Origin of the sequence: Pedococcus ginsenosidimutans (assembly GCF_039544395.1) — a bacterium.
In the GTDB taxonomy this organism is placed as follows: Bacteria; Actinomycetota; Actinomycetes; order Actinomycetales; family Dermatophilaceae; genus Pedococcus; species Pedococcus ginsenosidimutans.
In genome coordinates this window covers 216,303-237,544 of sequence record NZ_BAABLO010000005.1, presented here as the reverse complement: position 1 = coordinate 237,544, position 21,242 = coordinate 216,303, and the positions used below count along the sequence as shown (strand labels likewise).

Annotated in this window: 19 protein-coding genes; 7 read left to right on the top strand and 12 right to left on the bottom strand. The window is 71.8% G+C overall.

What is annotated here, in order from left to right; genetic code table 11:
- Positions 1 to 31 precede the first annotated feature (31 nt).
- The 6 genes from ABEA42_RS10040 to ABEA42_RS10015 form a co-directional block, all read right to left on the bottom strand.
- Positions 32 to 1,054, bottom strand: a complete 1,023-nt coding sequence (locus ABEA42_RS10040) for a sugar phosphate isomerase/epimerase family protein (RefSeq protein WP_345502954.1) — start codon at positions 1,052 to 1,054, stop codon at positions 32 to 34.
- A gap of 48 nt (positions 1,055 to 1,102) precedes the next feature.
- Positions 1,103 to 2,044, bottom strand: coding sequence for a sugar phosphate isomerase/epimerase family protein (locus ABEA42_RS10035; RefSeq protein WP_345502953.1), 942 nt, complete (start codon positions 2,042 to 2,044; stop codon positions 1,103 to 1,105).
- 39 nt (positions 2,045 to 2,083) lie between these two features.
- Positions 2,084 to 2,998 carry a carbohydrate ABC transporter permease gene (locus ABEA42_RS10030; protein ID WP_345502951.1) on the bottom strand — a complete coding sequence of 305 codons (915 nt, stop codon included), beginning with the start codon at positions 2,996 to 2,998 and terminating at the stop codon, positions 2,084 to 2,086.
- Positions 2,995 to 3,975, bottom strand: a complete 981-nt coding sequence (locus tag ABEA42_RS10025; RefSeq protein WP_345502950.1) for a carbohydrate ABC transporter permease — start codon at positions 3,973 to 3,975, stop codon at positions 2,995 to 2,997. The genes ABEA42_RS10030 and ABEA42_RS10025 overlap by 4 nt, the downstream gene beginning before the upstream one ends.
- Positions 3,976 to 4,006: 31 nt before the next feature.
- Positions 4,007 to 5,401, bottom strand: a complete 1,395-nt coding sequence (locus ABEA42_RS10020) for an ABC transporter substrate-binding protein (protein WP_345502949.1) — start codon at positions 5,399 to 5,401, stop codon at positions 4,007 to 4,009.
- A 79-nt stretch (positions 5,402 to 5,480) separates the two neighbouring features.
- Positions 5,481 to 6,662, bottom strand: coding sequence for a Gfo/Idh/MocA family protein (locus ABEA42_RS10015; protein ID WP_345502948.1), 1,182 nt, complete (start codon positions 6,660 to 6,662; stop codon positions 5,481 to 5,483).
- A gap of 148 nt (positions 6,663 to 6,810) precedes the next feature.
- Here ABEA42_RS10015 and ABEA42_RS10010 point away from each other — a divergent pair, with 148 nt between their 5' ends.
- Entirely contained in the window at positions 6,811 to 7,998 is a 1,188-nt protein-coding gene (locus ABEA42_RS10010) for an ROK family transcriptional regulator (protein WP_345502947.1), read from the top strand.
- Positions 7,999 to 8,056: 58 nt separating this feature from the next.
- Positions 8,057 to 8,383 carry a spore germination protein GerW family protein gene (locus tag ABEA42_RS10005; protein ID WP_345502946.1) on the top strand — a complete coding sequence of 109 codons (327 nt, stop codon included), beginning with the start codon at positions 8,057 to 8,059 and terminating at the stop codon, positions 8,381 to 8,383.
- A gap of 48 nt (positions 8,384 to 8,431) precedes the next feature.
- Here the strand turns inward: ABEA42_RS10005 and ABEA42_RS10000 are convergent, their stop codons facing one another.
- Positions 8,432 to 10,537: a hypothetical protein gene (locus ABEA42_RS10000; protein WP_345502945.1), complete on the bottom strand. Its 2,106-nt coding sequence runs from the start codon at positions 10,535 to 10,537 to the stop codon at positions 8,432 to 8,434.
- Between the two features lie 143 nt (positions 10,538 to 10,680).
- On the opposite strand from ABEA42_RS10000, the gene ABEA42_RS09995 reads away from it, so the two are divergent.
- Complete coding sequence (locus ABEA42_RS09995) at positions 10,681 to 13,965, top strand: response regulator (RefSeq protein ID WP_345502944.1); 3,285 nt, start codon at positions 10,681 to 10,683, stop codon at positions 13,963 to 13,965.
- Positions 13,966 to 14,059: 94 nt separating this feature from the next.
- Here the strand turns inward: ABEA42_RS09995 and ABEA42_RS09990 are convergent, their stop codons facing one another.
- The 3 genes from ABEA42_RS09990 to ABEA42_RS09980 form a co-directional block, all read right to left on the bottom strand.
- Complete coding sequence (locus ABEA42_RS09990) at positions 14,060 to 14,440, bottom strand: hypothetical protein (protein WP_345502943.1); 381 nt, start codon at positions 14,438 to 14,440, stop codon at positions 14,060 to 14,062.
- 119 nt (positions 14,441 to 14,559) lie between these two features.
- The gene (locus ABEA42_RS09985; protein ID WP_345502941.1) at positions 14,560 to 15,717 is read right to left on the bottom strand and encodes a CaiB/BaiF CoA transferase family protein; all 1,158 of its coding nucleotides are present in this window, start codon (positions 15,715 to 15,717) and stop codon (positions 14,560 to 14,562) included.
- Positions 15,718 to 15,890: 173 nt separating this feature from the next.
- Positions 15,891 to 16,079: a BldC family transcriptional regulator gene (locus ABEA42_RS09980; protein WP_056884367.1), complete on the bottom strand. Its 189-nt coding sequence runs from the start codon at positions 16,077 to 16,079 to the stop codon at positions 15,891 to 15,893.
- Positions 16,080 to 16,281: 202 nt separating this feature from the next.
- Here ABEA42_RS09980 and ABEA42_RS09975 point away from each other — a divergent pair, with 202 nt between their 5' ends.
- The 4 genes from ABEA42_RS09975 (at position 16,282) to ABEA42_RS09960 (ending at position 20,034) form a co-directional block, all read left to right on the top strand.
- Entirely contained in the window at positions 16,282 to 17,388 is a 1,107-nt protein-coding gene (locus ABEA42_RS09975; protein ID WP_345502939.1) for a Glu/Leu/Phe/Val dehydrogenase dimerization domain-containing protein, read from the top strand.
- Between the two features lie 258 nt (positions 17,389 to 17,646).
- Positions 17,647 to 17,844 (top strand): DUF3073 domain-containing protein, encoded by a 198-nt coding sequence (locus ABEA42_RS09970; protein WP_345502938.1) that lies wholly within the window; start codon positions 17,647 to 17,649, stop codon positions 17,842 to 17,844.
- A 139-nt stretch (positions 17,845 to 17,983) separates the two neighbouring features.
- Positions 17,984 to 19,486, top strand: coding sequence for a purine-cytosine permease family protein (locus tag ABEA42_RS09965; protein ID WP_345502936.1), 1,503 nt, complete (start codon positions 17,984 to 17,986; stop codon positions 19,484 to 19,486).
- Positions 19,483 to 20,034 carry a cysteine hydrolase family protein gene (locus ABEA42_RS09960; RefSeq protein WP_345502935.1) on the top strand — a complete coding sequence of 184 codons (552 nt, stop codon included), beginning with the start codon at positions 19,483 to 19,485 and terminating at the stop codon, positions 20,032 to 20,034. The genes ABEA42_RS09965 and ABEA42_RS09960 overlap by 4 nt, the downstream gene beginning before the upstream one ends.
- A 31-nt stretch (positions 20,035 to 20,065) precedes the next feature.
- Here the strand turns inward: ABEA42_RS09960 and ABEA42_RS09955 are convergent, their stop codons facing one another.
- Positions 20,066 to 20,581, bottom strand: a complete 516-nt coding sequence (locus tag ABEA42_RS09955) for a hypothetical protein (RefSeq protein WP_345502934.1) — start codon at positions 20,579 to 20,581, stop codon at positions 20,066 to 20,068.
- 91 nt (positions 20,582 to 20,672) lie between these two features.
- Entirely contained in the window at positions 20,673 to 21,221 is a 549-nt protein-coding gene (locus tag ABEA42_RS09950) for a hypothetical protein (protein ID WP_345502933.1), read from the bottom strand.
- Positions 21,222 to 21,242 lie beyond the last annotated feature (21 nt).

Sequence of the window (21,242 nt, the reverse complement as noted above, 5' to 3'; positions counted from 1 at the left end):
GCCCTACGGAGCCCGCGGTGGCGTGTCGGTGTCAGTCGGCGTTGCTGCTGAAGGCGGTGTCGAAGGAGGCGGTCGGCAGCTCCCACAGGAGCGATCGCACGAACTCCTGCGCCTCGCGCGCACCGTGCTCGCGCTCCATACCGGCGTCCTCCCACTCGACCGAGATAGGGCCGGAGTAGCCGACGTGGCGAAGGGCGCGGAAGGCGTCCTCCCAGGGGACGTCGCCGTGGCCGGTCGAGACGAAGTCCCAGCCGCGGCGCGGGTCACCCCACGGCAGGTGGGAGCCGAGGACACCCGCGCGACCGTTGCCCGGGCGCAGGCGGGTGTCCTTGCAGTCGACGTGGACGATGCGGTCGGCGAAGTCGACGATGAAGGCGACCGGGTCGACGCCCTGCCACATCATGTGGCTGGGGTCCCAGTTGAAGCCGAACGCCTCGCGGCCGTCGACGGCCTCGAGCGCCCGCACGCAGGTCCAGTAGTCGTAGGCGATCTCGCCCGGGTGCACCTCGTGCGCGTAGCGGACCCCCTCGTCGTCGAAGACGTCGAGGATGGGGTTCCACCGCGCGGCGAAGTCCTCGTAGCCGGCGTCGATGACGTGGGCCGGCACCGGTGGGAACATCGCGACGTAGGGCCAGATCTTCGACCCCGTGAACCCGGTGATGACGTCGACCCCGAGCTTGCGCGCGACCTTGGCGGTGAGCTTCAGCTCCTCGGCGGCCCGCTGCCGGACACCCTCGCCCTCGCCGTCGCCCCAGACCCGTGGACGCAGGATCGCCTGGTGCCGGAAGTCGATCGGGTCGTCACAGACCGCCTGCCCGGCGAGGTGGTTGGACAGCGCCCACACCTTCAGGCCGTGCCGGTCCAGGACCTCGACCCGCTCCTTGAGGTACGCGTCGTCCTCGGCCGCGCGCCACACGTCGAGGTGCTCGGCGGAGCAGGCGATCTCCAGCCCGTCGTACCCCCATGCGGCCGCGCGCTCGGCGACCTGCTCCAGCGGCAGGTCCGCCCACTGGCCGGTGAAGAGGGTGACCGGGTGGGTGCTTCGTTCTGGCACGGGGATCTCCTTGGTCTGGTCGGGTCGCTGGGGCGGGCGGGTACGCGGTCAGGCCGGGAAGGTCCGCTCGACCCACTCCCAGCTGAAGCGGGCACTGGCGTCGGGCTCCATGCTCGCCCTGTCGACCTCCAGGACCACCCACCCACCGAAGTCCTCACCGAGCGCCTTCACCACCCCGTCGAGGTCGATGTCGCCGAGCCCGGGCTCGAGGAAGAAGCGCTGGTCGGAGACCTCGTAGTAGGGGGTCGGCGTCTCACGGCTCGCCGCGGCGATGGTCAGGTCGAGGTCCTTGACGTGCACGTCCACGAGCCGGTCCTGGTGCTTGGCCAGGAAGTCGGCGCTGGGGATCCCGGCCCACTCGAGGTGGCCGATGTCGAAGGACGCCCCGAGCAGGGACGCGTCGACCTGCCCGAGCACGTACTCGATCTCCTGCTCCGTCTCGACGAGGGAGCCCACGTGGTTGTGCAGCCCGGCGCGGATGCCCTCCTGCTGCAGGACGGTGGCCGCTTCCGCGAGGTACTCGACCTGTCGGTCGAGCAGGTCCTGGTCGAAGAACGCCCCGACGGCCGTGGCCTGCACGACGCGGGGGGCGGTGAGGTCCATCTCCGCAGCCAGGAACACTGTGTCGAGGCCCATGAAGTTCGACTCCTCGGCTCGACGCCGTACGCCGTCGAACCAGTGCACCCACTCGGCGCTCCCCTTCGCGAGGGACATCCCCTTGGCTTCCGGCGGCGCCACCTGGATGTAGCCGGGCGCCGGGCGCAGGCCGGCCTCGTCGAGCATCCGCTTGTAGGCCTGCAGGGTCTGGGTGCCGAGCACCTCCATCATCGCGGCCCCGAAGCCCGCGTCGCGGATGGTCCGGTGGACGTCGAGCTGCTCGTCGCGCCAGGTCGGGTCGGCGTAGCGCCAGAGCCGCGGCTGGCCGGGAGCCGGCTTGAGGTTGATCCACTGGATGGGGTTGAGGGCGACCTGCGACCGCGTGACTGTCATGGGTTTCCTGTCGTGAGGGAGGGACGGGGGCGGCCGGCGTCAGCCCTTGACTGCTCCACCGAGGATGCCCCGGACGAAGTAGCGCTGGAGGCCGACGATGATGGCGAGCGGGATGACGACGGAGATGAAGGTGGCCGCCATGAGGGTGCCCTCACCCTGGCCGGTGGTCTGGACCAGACCGGCCACCTGCACGGTGATCGGCGGTGGGAGGTCCGAGCCACCGAGGAAGAGCAGGGGGATGAGCAGGTCGTTCCACGACCAGAGGAACTGCATGATCGCGAGCGACATCATCACCGGCACGGACAGGGGCAGCACGATGCTGCGAAAGACGCGCAGTGGCGAGGCGCCGTCGATGCTCGCCGACTCGAAGAGCTCCTTGGGGATGCCGACCATGAAGCCCCGAAGCAGGAAGATGCCGAACGGCACCGTGAACCCGACCTGGTAGATCCACACCGCCGGGATCGACCCGCTGAGGCCGAGGACGTTGAACAGCTTCAGCAGGGGGACGAGGGTCACCTGCGGCGGCACGACCAGCAACGCGACCAGGAGCAGCGACAGGGCGGTTCTCCCCCGGAACGACATCCGGGTCAGGGAGTACGCGCCGAGGGCCGAGATCGTCGTCGTGAGGACGGTGACCGGCACGGCGATGGCCAGGGACGTCCCGATGCTCCTGCCAACACCGATGACGGAGAAGGCCTGCTGGTAGTTGAACCCGGTGAAGAGCGGCCGGGCGAAGGCCGTCCACCACCCGGTGGCGGCGTTGTCGCCCTGGGTGCGGATCGAGGACACGAACAGGGCCAGCACCGGCGTGAACCAGATGACCGAGAGCAGTCCGACCACGACGTGGACGACCAGTCGAGCCGGGCTGCGCCACCTGCGACGGGCCACACCCGTGGCGGGCCGGGCCTCGCCCTGCTCGAGGGTGGGTGACTGGAGAACGGGCGTGGCGGTCATACCGTGGCCTCCTCTGCGCGGAACTCGCGGATGTTGATCAGGACCACCGGCAGGGCGACGACGAGCAGGATCACCGCGATGGCGCTGGCGTGGCCGAGGTTGTTGGCCGCGAAGAGCTCGTAGTACATGCGGTTGGCGATCGTGTTGGTGTTGAAGTTGCCGTTGGTCATCACGTAGACGATGTCGAAGATCTTCAGGGCGAAGATCACCTCCGTCGTCACGACGACGAGGACGGCCGGCAGGATCGACGGCAGGGTGATGGACCGGAAGATCCGCCACTCACCCGCCCCGTCGAGGCGCGCTGCCTCGACCAGCTCCACCGGCACGTTCTTCACCGCCGCCGACAGGATCAGCGCGGCCACCCCGAGCGACGACCACACGGCGACGAAGATCAGCGCGAGGGTGTTGACGAAGGGCGTCTGCAGCCAGGCGACCGGCTCGTTCCCCGGGACCAGCGTCCAGAGGGCGTTCAGCAGCCCGCGCTGGGCCTGCCCGGGTGGGCTGTAGGTGTAGATCTGGCGCCAGATGATGGAGCCGGCCGTGAAGGAGATGGCCGTCGGCAGCAGCACCAGGGTCATCGCCACGCGCTCGTACCTGACCCGGTCGAACAACACCGCGACGACGAGGGCCAGCACGAGGGTGACGACGGGGAAGGCGATGAGCCAGATCAGGTTGTTGCCGATGACGCTGCGCATGTCGCTGCCGAGCGCCCAGGCGAAGTTCTGCCCACCGACCCCCCTCTGCGCCTTGGCGTCGAGGAAGGAGTACACGACGGTGGCGACCAGCGGGTAGAGGAGGATCACGCCGATGATCAGCAGCGGGACGAGCAGCCAGAGCCAGGGGCGGACACCACGGTGCCGCTGCAGGCCGGAACGGGTGAGGATCGACTCCCCCGCACCGAGCATGAGGTAGACCGCTGCGGGGATGGCCACGGCACCGATGAGGATGAGTGCCGGGACGCTGGTCAGTGGGTCCATGGTGTCCGCCCTTGGGTTATGGGGAAGGGTGTTACTGAGCGGTGGCCGCGGCCTGGATGTCCTTGAGCACCTGGTCCAGGCTCGAGGGCTTCTGCAGGTAGGACACGACTCCCTTGTAGAAGGCGGTCTGCACCGCGGAGTTGGCCATGACGTTCGGGCCGGTGGACAGCTGCACGTCCTTGGCGTCGGCGAAGTAGGTCGTGGCGGCCTTTTTCAGCAGAGGGCTCTTGTAGGTGTCTGCCGACACGTTGACGTCGGCAACGGGCCACTGGTCGGCCGAGGCCAGCAGGGCCTGCGCCTCGTCGGACGCGACGTACTTGAGGAAGGCCCGGGTCGTGGGCGAGTCCTTGAACGCGGTGGTGACGGTGGTCTGGAAGATCTCGGTGCCCTCCTTGCCGTTGCCGAAGCCCGGCACGCGGAAGAAGTCGAGGTTCTCGGTCGGCTTGACGTCCTTGCCGATCAGGCCCGGGACCCACGCGCCCCAGAGTGCGAGCTGGCACGTCGGCTTCGCCGCGACGATTCCGTTGTACCCGGTGGCGATGGGGCTGGCGAGCGCACCGGCGCGGCCACCGGCGACCTTCTTGTCGTCGGTCGCGATCTTGCCGAACTCCTCGAACGCGTCCTTGACCTGCGGGCTCGTCCAGGACAGCTCGCTCGCTCCCCACTGGCGCAGGAGCTCCGGCCCGTACTTCTTGGCGAAGATGTTCTCGATGAACTGCGCGCCCGGGAAGCCGCTCCCACCGCCGGCGTCCTCGGCGATGCACCAGGTCTGCTTGCCGGCGGCAGCCTGCTCGTCGGTGTACTTCACGAGCTCGTCCCACGACTTGGGGTCCTTGGGCCCGGTGTAGGTCTGCGGGTTGTACCAGACCATGAAGTTGTTGAACCCCTGGTAGAGGCCGAAGGTCTTGCCGTCGAGCGTGACTCCGTTGACGAGGCTCTCGCCGAAGGTGCTCTTGAGCTTGTCGGCCCCGACCACGGAGCCGACGTCGACGAGCTTGCCCTGCTTGGCGTACTGGGTGGCCACGCCGACCGCCTGGTCGACGATGGCGGGCGGGTTGCCGGCCGCGACGCGCGACTGGACGATGTTGTTCTCGTCCTGGGTCCCCGTGTAGTTGACCGTGGTGCCCGTGGCGTCGGTGAAGGCCTTGTACACGCCCTTGAGCACGTCACCTTCCGCGCCACCGTTGACCCCGATCATCTCGAGGGACTTGTCGAGCTTCTGGCCACCCGCGATCTGCTTGGCGGCGGCCACGGCCTTTGCGTAGAGGGCGGGGTCGAGGCGGGCAGGGACAGCACCCTTGCTCTGTGCTGCCGCTCCGGACTGCTCGGCCGAGGCGCATCCGGTGAGGGACACGGCCACCACTGCGGAGAGGCCGACGAGTGCGGCTCCCGTGCGGCGGCCGGCCCGCTGTGTCGTTGAGAACATTGCTCTGGCTCCGATCTAGGTTTTCACTGGTTGGTGCGGTCGCGGCGCGGCCTCACGTGGTGGCGGTCGGGGTTGCCCCTCAGGTCGGTGAGGCGGCGCGGTGGACGGTCGGCTCGACCGCGGTGGTGTCCGGCGAGGAGACGTCGGCCCACTCCCCGCCGGCCGACGCCGACGTGAGGACGGCCGAGGTGAGGACTGCGGCGCGAACGCCGTCTGCAGCAGTGGGAAGGCCGTGGGCCTCACCGCCGCCGAGGGTCAGGTAGGCGTCACGGACGAAGGCGTTGAACGCGTCCTGGTAACCCATGGGATGCCCCACCGGCACGATCGCCAGCCGGGCGGCGTCCTCGCTGAGCGTCGCGGCGTCCCGGACCAGGGTGCGCGACTCGCGGCGCTGGCCGAGCCAGAGGGTGTCGGGCGCCTCCTGGTCGAAGGCGATCGAGGCCTCGGTGCCCATGACCTCCAGCGCCAGCCGGTTCTTCCTGCCGGCCGCCATCTGGGAGACCATCGCGGTGCCCAACGTCCCCGACGCGGTCTCGAAGAGCAGCGCGACCAGGTCCTCGGTCAGCACCGGCTGCCCGCCTCGCTGCGGCAGGACCGTCCGGGTGCGCGCGGACAGCCTGCCGATCCGCTCCCCCAGGACGAACTCGACGAGGTCACACAGGTGGGAGCCGATGTCGGCGAAGGCCCGCGAGGGACCGCCGAGCTGCTGGTCCACCCTCCAGTCGTCGTCGCCCGGCTCCAGCAGCCAGTCCTGGAGGTAGCAGGCCTGGACGCTGTGGACGGCGCCCAGGCCGCCGAGACGCACACGGTCCGCGGCCTCCCGGACCATGGGGTGGAAGCGGTACACGAACGGCACCGCCACGGTCAGCCCGGTCTCGGCGGCGACCCGCTGGATACGACGCGCGTCGTCCACCGTCGTGGCGATCGGCTTCTCGCAGACCACGTGCTTGCCGGCCGCGAGGGCGGAGAGCGCCAGCTCGGCGTGCGTGGTGTTGGGGGTGCAGATGTGCACCACGTCGACGTCGGGGTCGAGGAGCAGCTGCTCCGTGGAGGCGAAGGCAGGCACCCCGAGCCTCGCGGAGGCCCGGCCCGAGCTCGCCGCCGAGGAGGACGCGACACCGGCCACCGTGGCTCCGGCAGCACGGATCGCACGGGTGTGCACCTCGCCCATGAAACCGCCGCCGACCACGCCGGCCACCACCGCCCGCTGCCCCGTCCGGGGCGTGTGGTCGGTGGCTGGGGACGTCGTCGTCGGTGTCACGTGACCAGTGAACGGTCGCCCGGATACTTTTGTCAATAGGTTAGGCAAAAGTTGCTCGCTCAGTGACATCTTGCGTGAGGGCGGGGTGCAGATATGCTGGCGGTACGCAGTCCAGGTGGTGGTGCACAGCCGGAAGGGGGGTTCGAGGATGACGACGACGGTCCGCAGCAGCCCCGCCCTGCTCGACGGCGAGGGCACCGACCAGGTCTTCCAGCTCCTGCGCGACGCCCAGCCGCGGACGCGGGCGCAGGTCGCCTCCCACCTCGGGCTCTCCCGGGCGACGGTGGCCATGCGCATCGACCGGCTCATGGAGCTCGGGCTCATCGGGCCGGTCGAGGGCGCCGCCTCCAGCGGAGGGCGACCGCCGTCCCAGTTCGCCTTCAACCCCACCGCTCGACTGGCCCTGGCCACGGACCTCGGCGCGAGCCACGCGGCGGTCGCACTCACGGACCTGACGGGATCGATCGTCGCCCGGAAGCGCGTGGGCATGGCGATCGCCGACGGGCCCGAGCGCGTGCTCGGGTGGATGGTGGAAGCAGCACAGTCCCTGCTCGACGAGGTGCGCCGGGACGCCGGGGACCTGGTCGCGGTCGGCATCGGCCTCCCCGGCCCGGTCGAGTTCTCGACCGGGCGCCCCATCAACCCGCCGATCATGCCCGGGTGGGACCGGTTCGACGTTCCGGGCTGGGTGCGCCAGCACCTCGAGGTCCCGGTGCTCGTCGACAACGACGTCAACATCATGGCCCTGGGCGAGCAGTCACACAGCTGGCCCGGTGTCGAGCACTTCATGCTGGTGAAGGTCGCGACCGGCATCGGTTCGGGCATCATCTCCGGGGGCCGGCTGCAGCGCGGGGCGCAGGGCATCGCCGGCGACCTCGGGCACGTCCAGATCGCGCGTGGCGCCGACGTCCCCTGCCACTGTGGCAACTACGGCTGCCTGGAAGCCATGGCTTCGGGGCCCGCCATCGCCGCGTCGCTGGCGAGGGCAGGGGTGCCCGCCACGACCAGCGCCGACGTCATCGAGCTCGTCAAGGCCGGCGACCTCGTCGCGATCCAGGCCGTTCGTCAGGCCGGGCGCGACATCGGCGAGGTGCTGGCGACCTGTGTGAGCCTGATCAACCCTGCGGTCGTCGCCATCGGCGGGTCGATCGCGGCAGTGGGGGAACACCTGCTCGCCGGGGTGCGCGAGATCGTCTACTCCCGCTCCATGCCCCTGGCCACGGAGCACCTCCAGATCGTCCAGGCTCGCGCAGGCGCGGACGCCGGACTCATCGGAGCGGGAATGCTGGCCATCGACCATGCCCTGGGCCGTCGCCAGACCTCACCGGCCACCTGACGCGGACAGGGCCCTTCGGCCCTGAGCAGGGCCGACCAGCCGACCTAGCGTGACCCCCATGGACCTCCAGGAGCTGCTGTCGAAGGTCACCAGTGACCTCTCCGTGAAGCGCGTGTTCGGCGAGCCCATAGAGCACGAAGGGACGTTGATCATCCCGGTGGCCCGTGTCCGCGGAGGGGCGGGCGGCGGTGCGAGCACCGCCGAGGCCAACGAGGGGTCGGGTGGCGGCGGAGGCGTCGACGCCCGACCCATCGGCGTCTTCGTGGTCAAGGGACCCGACGTCTCGTGGCAGCCGGCGCTCGACGTGACCCGCGTGGCCATCGGCGGCCAGGTCCTCGCGATGGTGCTGTTCCTGGTGCTGCGGTCGGTCCTGCGCCGCCGCTGAGTCGCCAACGGAGGGGTACGGGTCAGGGGCGCGAGGCGGGGTTCGAGGTCACTCTCGCGGGACGATGCGCAGCGCCGGCATGGGCTGGGGAGCCTTGTGGCCCAGCCGCTGGGTCTCCGGGACGCCCGCCGGGGAGGCGCCTGCGAGCGCCGCGACGGCGGTGCGGGCGCGACGGCGCTGGGCCTGGTTCTCCCAGTTGTACGACGGCGCCCCGCCGACGGGCAGGTCGAGCAGGTCCTTGAACGAGTGGGACCCGTCAGGGTGGCTCCCGGCCGGCCCGAGGGCCTTGGCCACCTGGCCGCCGGCGACCTCCACGAGCGAGAGGTTCGTGCGCAGCCGCAGCCACCGGTGGTTCTCCCAGCCTGTCCACCCGTTGTCCCCCGGCATCGAGAAGCGCTCGCGCAGGACCTGGCCGGCGAGCTGTCCCCGCCGCGCGAGGGCCGCGATCCGCGCCGGGGGCATGGCGAGGTTCATGCCGCCCTCGTCAGGCGAGAGGCTGACGTGGGCGATGCGGTCGCGGAAGCCGGGCAGCGGGAGCTGGAGCAGGTCGTTCCAGTTCTGCATGGTGTCGAGGATCGCCTTGCCGAACCCCGGCAGCGTGGGCCCGGCCGCGTCGAACAGGTTGGGTGCCTGGGCGCGACCGGCGCCGTTCCCTACGGGCAGGTAGACCGAGCTCGCCTCGTCACCGGGCACCGGTGGGTGCGCCGGGTGGTGCGGGCGCAGGTTGACGCCGAAGGTGGGCCGCGTGGGCGCGAAGCTGTCGAAGAAGTGGATCGGGAAGTTGCTCGTGATCCCGCCGTCGGAGAACCACACCCGGTCGGCGTGCAGCGAGACACCCTCTGCCCTGAGGCGGCGCACGGCCTCACGGACGATGTCGCCCTCCTCGGTCTCCTCGGGCCCGGCCGCCCGGCCACTCCCCTGCTCGGCCGCGACGGCGACGAGGACGGCGCTGATGCGGTCGAGCGGCCCGGTGTTGGTGGCCCGGTCCACCGCGTGCAGCGGCACGGCGCTGATGAGGACGGGGAACGACAGGCTCATCCGGGCCGCCACGACGACCGGCACGTCGGCCGCGGCGGGGAAGGGCACCAGCGGGGCGAGCAGCTCGTCAGCGACGCGGCGGCGACGGCGGTCGGTCGGCGAGCCGCCCACCGGGGCGGGGTGCGCCAGGACCCAGTCGACCACCGCTGCGGGGAACAGCCGCCGCAGCTCGTCGGCGTCGACGTAGAACCCGACCGACTCGAACGGCATCCGGTAGGGCCGGCTGCGGGTCACGCAGGTCGTCATCACCTCCAGGTTGATGGCCGGCGACGCGGGCCGGGCCGAGCCCTCCAGCCGAGGGGCGCCCGGACCGGCCCAGAGGTGGCCGAACGTCAGGGGCCCGGTCCCGCTTCCCCCGGTGGGCCCGGCCGTGCCTTCCGCGAGACCCGCCGCGCGGTCGAGGAGGTCGGTGAGCCACGGGGTCAGGGCGGGCGCGCCGCCGAAACCCTCTCCGTCCATGCCGCTGCACATCCCGTAGAGGTTGTCGGGCACGTCGCGCAGGAGCACCCGCCCCAGGACCCAGACGGTCCCGGCCAGCAGCCCGACCAGCACGAGCAGCGCGCCGAGGACGCCGACGACCCACGCGACCCATGCACGACCGCAGGCGCCGGCGGCAGCGAGCAGGACCACCCCCGGCAGGGCTCCGAGCAGCAGGCGCCACCACCCGCCCGTCACCATCGCCGCCGACCGCAGGCCACGCAGGGCCAGGGCGGTCCGCGACCCCCCACCCCCGCCTGCGAGCGAGGCGACCAGCAGCGTGTGCAGCGGAGCCGTACGGCGCTGTGGCTGAAACAGCGTGAACAGGCGCGACCGGCCCTGCTCCGTCGCCCCGAGCGCCCCCGGGAGGCCGGCGAGCACGGGGTACCCGGCGCCGTCACGGTGCCGCCCGTACTCCGCCGCGGCGGCGGCTGCGGCGGCGATCGCTCCCGCCGAGGTGCCACCCACGTTGACCAGCCGGTAGCGGGTCGCGAGGTCGCACACCGCCCACGGGTAGACGATGCCGCTGGTGATGCCGCCCTTCATGACGACGTCACAGGTCGCGGGAGGGGCCTGGTAGGCCTCGGGCCGGCCGAGCGGCTCGGGGACGGCCAGTGGTGGGCTCTGGTCGGTGCTCATCGGCGCCCCCGGTGCTGTCGGATGCCGCCACGTGCGGCCGGTGGCCACGCTAGCGGCGCCGGTCCGCGCCTCGGAAGACTCGCGTCGTGCAAACCTATGGTCTCGATTTCGGGTGTTTGACCGTGCTTGGGTGGCGTTGATCGGTGAAGATCGACCCTGTGCACGATCTCGCCTCCGGGAATCCGCAGCCCCGGGACCTCAGCCGCTGGCTCGTCCAGGCCTCCCCGGACGGCCTGTGGGTGTTCGACGCCGAGGGTCGCACCGTCCTGGCCAACACGCGGCTCGCGGAGCTGCTCGGGCGGACGCCGGAGGAGATGGAGGGCCTGTCGGTCTTCGAGACCCTCGACGACCAGGGCAAGGAGGACTTCCGCCACCACCTCCGGGAGCTGCGGACGAGCCGTCAGCCGGGCGACAACCTCGAGTGCAGCCTGCTGCGCAAGGACGGCTCGCGCCTGTGGGCACTGGTCAGCCACACCCCGATCCGGGACGACGAGGGCGAGCACGTCGGCTGGCTGCACCGGGTCACCGAGTACAGCCAGCAGCGCCGGCTGATCGACACCCTCCAACGGCGCGAGCAGCAGCTGGCCGAGGCCCAGCGCATCGCGCGGATCGGCAGCTGGGAGTGGGACGTCACCCATGACGTCGTGACGTGGTCCGACGAGCTCTACCGGATCTACGAGGTCGACCCCAGCAGCAGCACGGTGCCCGACTACCAGTCCTTCATCGACCACCTCCACCCCGATGACCGCCAGGCGGTCACGCAGGCGATCGGCGCGGCCATGGCCGGCACCGACGTCTTCGAGTTCGACGCCCGGGTGGTGCGCGTGGACGGCACGCTCATGTGGATCCGTGGGCGGGGTCGGGTCGTACGCGACGCCGACGGGACGGTCGTCCGCATGGGCGGCACCGCCCAGGACATCACCGCGACCAAGGACGCCGAGCAGGCGCTCGCCCTCCTGTCGGCCATGGCCACCGCTGCCAACGAGGCGACCAGCCTCCGTGAGGTGGTGCCGAGGATCCTGGTCGACGTCGCCACCCACACCGGCTGGCGCCCCGTCGCGGCCTGGATGGTCGAGCACGACGACGAGCTGCGCCCGGTCGCGGGCGACGTCCGCGAGGCGCCCGAGGCCGACCGGCTCGAGGCGCTGCGGCTGACCCGGCTGGCGGTGAAGTCGCGCAAGCCGGAGGTGTCCACGACCACCGAGGGCACGATGCTCGTGGCCGTGCCGGTGGTCGCCGAGGACCGCGCGGCCTGCGTCATCTCCATGGACACCCGGGCGACGACCGTGCTGTCCGACAGCGACGGGGTCACGATGGGACAGGCCTCGGCCCTGTTCGCCCGGGTCGCCGAGCGCGAGTGGACCCGCGAGCGCCTGGCGCGTGCCCGCGACGACGCGATGGCCGCATCCGTGGCCAAGTCGGAGTTCCTGGCCACCATGAGCCACGAGATCCGCACCCCGCTCAACGGCGTCATCGGCCTGTCCGAGCTGCTGGGGCGCACCGACCTGACCGAGCGGCAGCGCCGCCTCGCCGACGGCATCGACGCCGCCGGTCGCCACCTGCTGGCGCTGGTCAACGACATCCTCGACCTCTCCAAGATCGAGGCCGGGCGCCTCGAGCTCGAGCGGGTCGACTTCGACCCCCGGGCCGTGATCGAGCAGAACAGCACCATCGTCGCCGAGCAGGCCCGGTCCAAGGGCCTGGAGCTGGCCATCTCATGCCAGCCGGACCTGCCGCAGGCCGTGAGCGGAGACCCGGTGCGGTTCGGGCAGGTGGTCGCCAACCTCACGTCCAACGCGGTGAAGTTCACCGCCCAGGGTGAGGTCGTCGTGCGCGCCTCCGTCGAGAGCACCACCCTCGACGAGGTGGTCCTGCGCGTCGAGGTCAGCGACACCGGCAGCGGGATGGGTCCCGAGGTGCAGGCCCGGCTCTTCACCGCCTTCTCCCAGGGCGACACCTCGACCACCCGGGAGTACGGCGGCACCGGCCTGGGCCTGGCCATCTCCCGGCAGATCGTGACGGCCATGGGCGGTGAGATCGGCGTCAACAGCGAGCCGGGGTCGGGCAGCACCTTCTGGTTCACCGCGACGTTCGCCCCCGCCGCCGAGCTCCCCCGCCGCCCCGCGCCCGGTACCGCCGCGGTGGCCGGGCTGCGTGTCCTGGTCGTCGACGACAACGAGACCAACCGGTTCATCCTCGAGGAGCAGCTGGCCGCCTGGAAGGTCGAGACCTCGCTGGCCTCGTCCGGGGTCGAGGGCCTCGGCATGCTCGACGAGGCCGACCGACGGGGGTCGCCCTTCGACATCGTCCTGCTCGACTACCTCATGCCGGGCGTCAACGGCGAGCAGTTCGCCCGGATGGTCCGCGGCGACGGCCGGTTCGCGCAGACCCGCATCATCCTGCTCAGCTCCTCGATGGACCTCAACGCCGCCGCACTGCTCGACGCCGGCATCGACCTGGCGCTGACCAAGCCCGTCTTCGCCTCGCACCTGTTCGACAGCCTGGCCACGGTCGCGTCCGCCCCGTCGGGCACCAGCCACGCCAGCCACCCCGCACCGGTCGTCGTCGAGCGGCCCGAGCCCGGGGAGCCGGTCGGCCGGCTCGGCCACGTCCTCGTCGTCGAGGACAACGCCGTCAACCAGATGGTGGCCGTCGGCATCCTCGAGAGCCTCGGGTACGCCGCGTCCGTGGCCGAGAACGGCGCGGTCGGGGTCGCGGCGCACGCCGCCGACCCGGGCGCCTACGACGCCATCCTCATGGACTGCCAGATGCCGCAGATGGACGGGTATGCCGCGACGCGGGCCATCCGCGCGGCCGAGCCGGCGGGGACCCGCGTCCCGATCGTCGCCATGACCGCCGCCGCCATTGCCGGTGAGCGCGAGCGGTGCCTGCTGGCCGGCATGGACGACTTCCTCACCAAGCCCGTGGACGTGTCGTTGCTGCGCGCCACGCTCGCCCGGTGGGTGCCCGCACCGTCGGACGACGCCGACGAGCAGCCCGGCACCACCGAGGTCCCGACCAGCACGTCGGAGCCGTCGGACGCCCCCAGCGACGTGCTGGAGGTCGACGCCGGCGTCCTCGACCGCGCCCGGCTGCAGGAGCTGCTCGACCTCGACCCCGGTGACCCGTCGATGCTGCTGCGCTTCATCGGCCGCTTCGGCACCGGCTCCGCCCAGACGCTGGCGACGCTGGTCGAGGCCCGGGACGCCGGGTGCGCCCACGACATGGGCAGGGCGGCCCACGCGCTCAAGGGCAGCGCCGCGAACCTGGGCGCGACTGCCCTGGCCACGCTCTGCAAGGAGCTGGAGGACCTCGGCGACGAGGGCGGCCTCGCCGACGACGAAGCCCTGGCCGGGTTGGCCAGGGCTCGTGAGGAGTCGGTGTCGGCGTTGGAGGACTTCGCCGCCGCCCTCCGTCGTGGGGCCTGAGGACACGCAGGCCCCACGACGGAGCGGGTGGTCCGAGCCGAGCTGGGGGAGTACTCGGCGCGAGCGGGTTGCGCTCGCCGGGCGGTGTGGCCCGTCAGACCGCTTCGACGTCCCAGCGCTGGGCCGGGGTGGCGAGGTAGCCGCCGGTGCGGGCCCCGAGGGCCAGACGCCGGCGCACCTCGCGCATGAGCTCCTCGTTGGAGGCGAGGAGGAGGGTCTCGGTGGGGTTCATCGGGGCCATGACGTGCAGGCCGCACCCCTCGGCTGCGCGCAGCACGACCTCGCGGACGGGGACGGAGAAGGCCCGGGCCAGGGCCAGCATGTCCTCGCCCTCGGGCCAGCCGGCGAGCACCGGCGAGTCGAGGATCGTGGCGATCATCCACTCGTCGATGTCGGTGCGCTCAGCCAGGACGGCACGGTTCCAGCCGAGCAGGTTCATCTGGTCCTGCACGAAGACGCCGAGGCTGTTGGTCACTGATGGCTCCTTGATTTCACGTGCGCAAGTTACGTGACGATGAAACACGGGTGGGGGATGTCGGGTCACCGGACTTTGCCAACCCTTGAAGGTCCGGTCCCCCGTTCGGGTGAGCGCGGCTAGTCCGTCCTCCCAAGCCCGAGCTCGTCGAGGACCTCCCGGGTGTGGGCTCCGGGCTCGGGAGCCGGGCCACCCGGCTGCCCCGGGGTCGCCGAGAACCTCGGTACGGCGCCGGGCTGGTGACCCGGGGGCCCGTCACCCTGCTGGTCGACGTACGTGCCACGAGCCCGCAGGTGGGGATCGGCGCAGGCCTCGGCCATGGTGAGCACGGGCGCCACGCAGGCGTCGCGCCCGCCGAAGACCTGCGTCCACTCCGCCATCGTGCGCAACGCGAACCTCATCTCGAGCTCACGGTGCATCTGCGGCCACCACGTGCGGTCGAGCTGGCCCGCGAGGTGCTCGGGCGAGTACATGTCGAGGGCGTCGAGGAGCCGGGCGTAGAACGGGGGCTCGATCGCCCCGACCGCCACCCACCGGTCGTCGCGGGTGCGGTAGCACCGGTAGAACGGGGCACCGCCGTCGAACAGGTTGTCGCCACGGGGAGACGCCCAGAGGCCGGAGGCGAGCATCGACTGGTGCATCGCCGTCATGCTGGCGACCCCGTCGACGATCGCGGCGTCGACGACCTGGCCCTCACCGGTGGCCCGGGCGTGCAGGACCGCGGACACGACACCGAGGGCGAGCATGGCGCCACCGCCGCCGAAGTCGCCGAGGAGGTTGAGCGGCGGCACCGGGCGACCGTCGTCGCCCGCGAAGGCGTCGAGGACCCCGCTCACCGCGAGGTAGGTGATGTCGTGGCCGGCCAGCGCGGCGTACGGGCCGTCCTGGCCCCACCCGGTCATCCGGCCGTAGACGAGCCGGGGGTTGCGCCGCAGCGCCACGTCCGGCCCGAGGCCGAGCCGTTCCGCCACCCCTGGGCGGAACCCCTCGATGAGCACGTCGCTGCGCTCGACGAGCGCCAGCACGGCGCGCAGCCCCTCGTCGGACTTCAGGTCGAGCACCACGGAGCGCCGGCCGCGCAGCAGCACGGCATGGGTGCCGCGCAGGTCCTCCTCGGGGCGGTCGACGCGCACCACCGCGGCCCCGAGGTCCGCGAGCAGCATCGCTGCGTACGGACCGGGGCCGATGCCCCCCACCTCGACGACCGTCAGGCCGGCGAGCGGGCCTCGGCCCGGCCGCGCGGGCTGGTCCGCGCGGCGTACGGAGTCGGGTGCCATCGGGGCAACCTAGCGAACACCGGAGCCCGGTGGCGCCGTGCGGGGGCACGGTGGCGACCGGAACCGGCGCCGACCCTCACCAGGGGGCAGTGCCCACAGCGGCGAGGCCGTGACGTTCGTCGAGTGCTGGCCTGCGGCACCCGGGCCCTGCTCCCGGCTGCCGGCCCAGCGGCTCAGATGACGTCGGAGAGAAGTGCCCTGACCTCGGCCTCCCGGTAGCGGCGATGGCCTCCGAGCGTGCGGATCGAGTTGAGCTTCCCGGCCTTCGCCCAGCGGGTGACGGTCTTGGGGTCCACGCGGAACAGCGATGCCACTTCCGCGGGGGTGAGCAACTTCTCGACCTCGGTGGTGCGAGTAACCATGACTTTCTCCTCGTGCAGGGGGACGTCCTTCAATAATCGGACAAGCAGGACCTCTTGGGAACATTCCTTACGGGTCATCCGTGATGGTCCGTTGGGACTAGTCACCCGACCAGCATGTGGTCGCAATACGCTGTGTGGAGGCGCGCGACCCGCGCCGTCACCCACCCGTCAGCGCCCTCCCCGAGCTCCAGGAGTCACCACCGTGACCACGTCCTCGTCGCCCACCGCCCCGTCCGCCGTCGCCTCGATGTCCCAGCACGAGCAGGTCGTGTTCTGCCACGACCGGGAGACCGGGCTGCGCGCCATCATCGGCATCTACAGCACGGCCCTCGGACCGGCCCTCGGCGGCACGCGCTTCTACCCGTACGCCTCCGAGGAGGCCGCGCTCAGCGACGTGCTGCGCCTGTCGAAGGGCATGGCCTACAAGAACGCCGTCGCGGGACTGGACCTCGGCGGCGGCAAGGCCGTCATCATCGGCGACCCGGCGACCGACAAGACCCCCGAGCTGCTGCGCGCCTACGGACGGTTCGTCGAGAGCCTCGGCGGCCGCTACGTCACCGCGTGCGACGTGGGCACCTACGTCGCCGACATGGACGTCGTGAGCGAGACGACGCGGTTCGCCACCGGACGCTCCGAGGCCAACGGCGGCGCGGGCGACTCCTCGGTCCTCACCGCGTACGGCGTGTTCCAGGGCCAGCGCGCCTGCGCCCAGCACCTGTGGGGCAAGCCCACCCTCGAGGGCCGCACCGTGGGCATCGCCGGCGTCGGCAAGGTCGGGCGCATCCTCGCCGGCCACCTGCTCGAGGACGGCGCCCGCGTCGTCGTCACCGACGTCAACGAGGAGGCACTGGAGGCCCTCGTCGCCGCGCACCCCGAGATCGAGGTCGTGGCCGACACCGACACCCTGATCCGCTCCGACATCGACGTCTACGCCCCCTGCGCCCTCGGCGGCGCCCTCGACGAGCAGACCGTGGCCGCCCTGCAGGCGACCGTCGTGTGCGGTGGCGCCAACAACCAGCTGGTCACCGAGGGCCCCGGCGGGACCGCCGACCAGCTCAAGGCCCGCGGGATCACCTACGCCCCGGACTTCCTCGTCAACGCCGGCGGCGTGATCCAGGTCAGCGACGAGCTGCACGGCTTCGACTTCGAGCGGGCCAAGAAGGCCGCGACGGCCATCTTCGACCACACGCTCGAGGTGCTGCAGACGGCCGACGCGCACGGCAGCACCCCTGCCGCGGCCGCCGACCACATCGCCGAGGAGCGCATGGCCGCCAGGGCCGCCGGTGGCATCTGGCTGCCGGCCCGCTGAGCCGGCGCCGGGCCGACGGGGAGGCGCCGACCGCCCGCGTGCGGCTTCCTTCGGCCCGGATTGCCCGGGTGACACCGGTTCCCGGCCCCTCCGGGGGCCCCGGACCCGGGAGTCCTGCGGCCAAACTTGCCACGCTCATGTAGCGTTGGCCCCACGACATATACACGATTCCCGGGACCGCTCCGCGGAGTCGAGACGTCAGCATGACGCCTCGGCCCGAGCGATGCCGTCCCGGCAGACGCATGAGGGGGTCACGCCATGGGGCGCGGCCGGGCCAAGGCCAAGCAGACGAAGGTTGCTCGGGAACTGAAGTACTTCTCCCCGAACACCGACCTGAGCGCGCTTGAGCGAGAACTGCACGGGTCTTCCTACGCGGAGCCGGAGCGCGTCTCCGACGACTCCGCGGGCGAGGACGAGTACGACGAGTACGGGAAGTGGGCGTCGGGTCAGCGATGACCTGAGCGCCTGACCGACCACCACACCTCATGCGCGGACCCTCGGGTCCGTGTGTCACCACCGCGGCCCCGCGGCACGCCGTCATACGCGCGTGCCGCGGCGCCGTGGTGCGGCAGACCCACAGGTCTACGCTCGCGCCATGAGCACAGACACGCGTGAGCAGACGCGACGCCTCGGGGTCGAGACGACCGGCATCGAGATCATCGACGAGGCCGACCGGACCGCCCGGCCGTCCGACCTGTTCTGGCCCTGGTTCGCGGCCAACGTGTCGGTCTTCGGCATGAGCTACGCCGGCTTCGTCCTGGGCTTCGGCATCTCCTTCGCCCAGGCGCTGGTCGTCACCCTGGTCGGGGTCGTGGTGTCGTTCGCCCTCTGCGGGGTCATCGCCATCGCCGGCAAGCGGGGGTCGGCACCGACCATGGTGCTGTCGCGCGCGGCCTTCGGCGTCACCGGCCAGAAGGTGCCGGGTGTCGTGTCCTGGCTGACCTCGATCGGCTGGGAGACGTTCCTCGTCATCACCGCCACCCTCGCCACCGCCACGATCTTCACCCAGCTCGGCTGGAGCGGCGGCACCACCACCAAGGTCGTGGCCAGCCTCGTGACCGCCGGGCTCGTCGTCGCGGCCTCCGTGGCCGGCTACCACGTGATCATGCGGTTGCAGTCGTGGCTGACCTGGATCACCGGGGTGGCCACGCTCGTCTACATCGCCCTGACCGTCGGCCACATCAGGTGGGACGCCGTCACCGCGCTGCCCTCGGGCTCGACCCAGCAGGTCGTCGGGGCGCTGGTCCTGGTGATGACCGGGTTCGGCCTGGGCTGGATCAACATCGCCGCCGACTGGTCGCGCTACCAGCGCCGCGATGCCTCCGGCCCCTCGATCGTCGCCTGGAACACCTTCGGCGGGGCGCTCGCCCCGGTCCTGCTCGTGGCGTTCGGGCTGGCCCTCGCGGGCTCCGACAAGAAGCTGCTCGACGGGATCGGGTCCGACCCCGTGGGCACCCTGGCCACGATCCTGCCGACCTGGTTCCTCGTGCCGTTCCTGCTCGCGGCGATCCTCGCGCTGGTCAGCGGCGCCGTCCTCGGCATCTACTCCTCCGGCCTGACGCTGCTCTCCCTCGGGGTGCGCATCTCCCGGCCGAGGGCCGCCTTCGTCGACGGCGTGATCCTCACCCTCGGCACCATCTACGTCGTCTTCTTCGCCGACAGCTTCATCAACCCGTTCCAGTCGTTCCTCATCACCCTCGGCGTCCCGCTCGCCTCGTGGGCGGGGATCATGATCGCCGACATCGTGCTCCGCAGGCGCGACTACGACGAGGAGGCGCTGTTCGACCCCGCCGGCCGCTACGGCGCGTGGGACTGGGCGTCGATCGGCACCATGGTCGTGGCGTCGGTGCTCGGCTGGGGCCTGGTCGTCAACAACTTCGCCACGGACGCCTCGTGGAACAACTGGCAGGGCTACCTGCTCGAGCCGCTCGGTCTCGGGAGGTTCGTCGACGACCCCTCGGGCGCCTACTGGGACGGCAACTGGCCCTACGCCAACCTCGGGGTGCTGCTCGCGCTCGTGCTGTCGTTCGTCGCCACCCTGGTGCTGCGGCGCGGGACGGTGCGCCGGCAGGAACAGCGCGCCGGGTCCGGCACGTGACCCAGCCGGCGTGGCTGGTGGGCATCGACCTCCAGCGCGTCTTCGGCGACCCGACCAGCCCCTGGTGCGCCCCCCGGTACGGCGCCGCCGCGGCCCGGGTGGCTCGCCTCGCCCCCGCCTTCCGCGAGCGCACCGTGCTGACGCGGTTCGTCGCGCCGGAGCGACCCGAAGGTGCCTGGGCGCCCTACTACGAGGAGTTCCCCTGGGCCCTCGTGGGCGACGAGGACCCGCTCTACGCGCTCACGGACGAGGTGGCCGGGCTGCCCGCGCGGACCGTGACGGCACCGACCTTCGGCAAGTGGGCCGAGCTGCTGCCGGTCGTGGGCGAGAGCCCTCGCCTCGTCATCACGGGGGTGGCCACCGACTGCTGTGTCATCTCGACCGTGCTGGCTGCGGCCGACGCCGGCGCCTCGGTGACCGTCGTGACGGATGCGTGTGCCGGCTCGACTGACGCCAACCACGCCAAGGCCCTCGACGTGATGGCGCTCTACGGCCCGCTCGTGCGGCTCACGACCACCGAGGCACTGCTCGAGGAGCTCGCGCACTGACAGAGGACCTGCACCGGGCGGCGCAGTCCCCTCAGGCCTCCTCGAGCAGGGGCGCCCGACGGGTCCGCCGCGTGCGGCCCTGCTCCTCCGCGGGCGAGGAGGATACGGCCGGCCCCGTAGGCGCAGACGTCGCAGTCGTCGGCGGGGCGGGCATCGCGGGTTCCGCGCCGTCCCAGGTGTCGTAGGCATCGAGCAGGTCGCTCCCCTCGGCCTGGCGCAGGACCGCCCGGGCCAGCCGCTCGTGCGCGACGTCGCCGAAGGCCGACAGCAGGATCCCGGGGGTGCGGACCTCCCCGGCGGTGATGAGTCGGGCCAGCTGCCGGATGTCGTCGACCGTGACGTCGCGGCCGGACAGCAGCCGCTCCTGCACGGTGCGCAGGACGATGCCGCGCACGGCCGGGTCGAGCGACCGCAGGGCGTCGCGGTGCAGCTTGTCCAGCTGCTCCGGGGGCGCGGTGCGCAGCAGGTAGCGGTAGGCGCGCAGGTGCGGGGGCTCGACCGGCTCGGGCTCCTCCGGGGGTCGCCTGAAGGGGTTCTTGAGGGGCACCGTACGAGGCTAGGCACGCGCCCGGGGACGCGCCTCACCCGGAAAGCGTCCGCCGGCTGCGCCAGATGCAGGAGCGTGGAAGGTCCCGGCCTCAGAAACCGACGCCCGCTCCTCCCCACGGGAGGACGGTGCTGCCGTGGCCGGCTGCGAAGGCCTTGGCCTCGGCGGCGGGGTCGGGCTGGGTGCCGATGACCGGGGCCCCGCCGTGGTCGACGCCGACGTCGGCAGGGCCCGGTTCCGCGCCGTCCCAGGTGGCGTACCCGGTGAACAGGCCGAACGCCGCCTCCGAGCCCACGACGTCCTTCGCGAGGACCCCGAGCGTGCCGGGGTCGCACGCCACGAGGAACGCCCCGGGGTTGCGACGCTCGCCCGCGACGAGGAGGCGAGAGGTCACGGCCACGCGGTCGGGCGAGACCCGCTGGCCCGCGACGAACGCCTCCCGCACCGCGTCGAGCACGGCCTCACGCACCCCGTCGGGGGCCCCGGCGAGGGCTTCGACATGCGCCGCCTCGAGGGCGTCGACCGGCGCCGTCCTCAGCAGGTAGCGGTACTGCCGCACCACCGGGTCCTCGTCCACCACCCGCCCGGGCGCCTGCGCGCGCTCGCCGGGCCGGTCCCCTCCACGGTCCTTCTTGGCCATGGCACAGGGTAGGTCGTCAGG

Excerpts from the sequence above, each read along its gene's own strand:
- ABEA42_RS09980 (WP_056884367.1), bottom strand. The coding sequence starts at position 16,079 with ATGGTTACTCGCACCACCGAGGTCGAGAAGTTGCTCACCCCCGCGGAA.
- ABEA42_RS10030 (WP_345502951.1), bottom strand. The coding sequence starts at position 2,998 with ATGACCGCCACGCCCGTTCTCCAGTCACCCACCCTCGAGCAGGGCGAG.
- ABEA42_RS10000 (WP_345502945.1), bottom strand. The coding sequence starts at position 10,537 with ATGAGCACCGACCAGAGCCCACCACTGGCCGTCCCCGAGCCGCTCGGC.
- ABEA42_RS09950 (WP_345502933.1), bottom strand. The coding sequence starts at position 21,221 with ATGGCCAAGAAGGACCGTGGAGGGGACCGGCCCGGCGAGCGCGCGCAG.
- ABEA42_RS09985 (WP_345502941.1), bottom strand. The coding sequence starts at position 15,717 with ATGGCACCCGACTCCGTACGCCGCGCGGACCAGCCCGCGCGGCCGGGC.
- ABEA42_RS10020 (WP_345502949.1), bottom strand. The coding sequence starts at position 5,401 with ATGTTCTCAACGACACAGCGGGCCGGCCGCCGCACGGGAGCCGCACTC.
- ABEA42_RS10035 (WP_345502953.1), bottom strand. The coding sequence starts at position 2,044 with ATGACAGTCACGCGGTCGCAGGTCGCCCTCAACCCCATCCAGTGGATC.
- ABEA42_RS10025 (WP_345502950.1), bottom strand. The coding sequence starts at position 3,975 with ATGGACCCACTGACCAGCGTCCCGGCACTCATCCTCATCGGTGCCGTG.
- ABEA42_RS10005 (WP_345502946.1), top strand. The coding sequence starts at position 8,057 with ATGGACCTCCAGGAGCTGCTGTCGAAGGTCACCAGTGACCTCTCCGTG.
- ABEA42_RS09965 (WP_345502936.1), top strand. The coding sequence starts at position 17,984 with ATGAGCACAGACACGCGTGAGCAGACGCGACGCCTCGGGGTCGAGACG.
- ABEA42_RS09970 (WP_345502938.1), top strand. The coding sequence starts at position 17,647 with ATGGGGCGCGGCCGGGCCAAGGCCAAGCAGACGAAGGTTGCTCGGGAA.
- ABEA42_RS10010 (WP_345502947.1), top strand. The coding sequence starts at position 6,811 with ATGACGACGACGGTCCGCAGCAGCCCCGCCCTGCTCGACGGCGAGGGC.